Here is a 1,743-nt window from a genome sequence, read left to right as displayed (position 1 = left end):
GCAGCCGCCAACGCCCGCTCCCGCAACACCTCAAGGCTCGGCGCCTCAGTGACCGTCCGCTGCCCAGAAGCACCCATCACCGCTGATCTCCTGTCCTGACGATGTGAACGGTTCGGCCGGTCCCGGTGGTCGGCCGGCTCGGGGTGGTGGTCCGCACGGTCACGGCCCGTGGTCCCGGTCCCGCTGTCACGACTGCTCCCCCGCCCGCAGTTCGGTGGCGATCTGGCGCCGCCCGGCGACCAGCGTCTCCAGTACCACCCCGAGCCCGACCAGCAGGGTCAGGCCCGCGGTGGGCAGCAGCACCGGCAGCAGCACGGGGGTGACGACATCCCCGACATCGGCGCCGACCAGCGTCGAGATGTCGAAGGCGCCGCCCAGCAGGGCGACCGCCACCAGCGCCACCAGGCCACCGCCGACCGCCGCCGCCAGGGTCTGCGGCAACGCCTCGGTGACGATCAGCGCCAGCCCCTGCCGGGGCCGCAACCCCATGGTCCGCAGCCGGGCGAGCACCGCCGTGCGGTCGGCCGCCGCCCGGGCCAGCGTCAGCAGGACGGCGAGCAGGGCGAACCCGGCTCCGGCGGCGGCCGCGTACCAGAACAGCCGCCCGGCGGCGTGCTGCAGCGGGTCGTCGCCGAGCGCGTCGGCGGTCTCGCGGCTGCTGTGCACCGCGTAGCCGGAGGGCAGCCCGTGGGTGTCCTTGCCGGTGGCCGTGGCGTCGTCCGCGATCAGCTTGGCGAGACCGACCGGCCGGGCCACGCTGTTGTCCCGCAGGGTCGTCCTGACCCGGTCGGGGTCGATGTCGCCGACGGCGAACCACTGGTTCACCCGCTTGGCGTCCGGCAGCCGTTCCCAGGTGGGGCCGGCGGGAACGACGACGAAGGGCCTGCCCGGGTCCGGCAGCGCGGGGGTGGCGCCGACGAGATCGGCGACGGTGATGCGCAGGTCGTTGCCGTTGGGCGTGCGCACCCGGGACGGCCCCGCGGCCAGGCGCTTGGCGAGGTCGCGGCTGACCAGGGCGGGCACCGGGCTGTCCTTGCCGCCGGGTGCGGCGGCCAGTTTCGCCGGGTCGAACTCGCCCGCCCCGAGGGTCCGGGCGATCTCGGCGTACGCGGCGGGATCGGTCACCGCCACCAGGTCGATGTCGGTGTAGTCCTGGTCGGTGCCGAAGAAGCGGGTCCTGGACTCGACCCAGGCACCGGTCGAGGTCCGGACGCCCGGCAGGGCGGCGGCCGCCGTGGTGAACTGCTCGGTCAGGGAGGCGTAGTCCGGGACGGAGACGCCGATGTCGCCGCCCGTGGAGAGGCGCGCGGCGCGGGTCCGCACGTGGTCGACGGTGTCGAGCACGGTGGCGCCGAAGCCGGTCGTGGTGACGGCGATCAGCAGGGCGAGCAGCGGCAGTACGGAGGGCTTGCGGCGGCCCGAGCCGTCGCGGGCGGCCCGGGCGAGGCCGAGGAAGCCGACCAGCCCGCGGCCCCGGCCGACGAGGGCGGCCAGCCGGCCGACCACGAGGGGCTCGATCCGGGCCAGCAGCAGCCCGCCGGTGACGGCGAGCAGCAGCGGCGCGGCGACCAGGAGCGGGTCCACCTCACCACCGGCGTGGCCGACGCCGCGGCGCCGGACCTCGGCCACGGCCGCGGCGGTCACCGCCAGCACGGAGAGTTCGCCGACCAGTCGGCGTCGGCCGCCGGCCGGCCGACCCGGCACGGCGAGCATCCGGCCGGCCCCGGGCGGACCGGCGGTGAG

Annotated in this window: 1 pseudogene; it reads right to left on the bottom strand. The window is 76.4% G+C overall.

The features are described 5' to 3' along the window. Positions 1-186 precede the first annotated feature (186 nt). Positions 187-1,743, bottom strand: a pseudogene (locus ACWD4P_RS38120) (hypothetical protein); the annotation flags it as partial.

The sequence above is a fragment of the Kitasatospora sp. NPDC002543 genome, assembly GCF_053594915.1.
The sequence above is the reverse complement of the archived record's forward strand: the minus strand, read 5'-3'. Positions and strand labels throughout refer to the sequence as shown.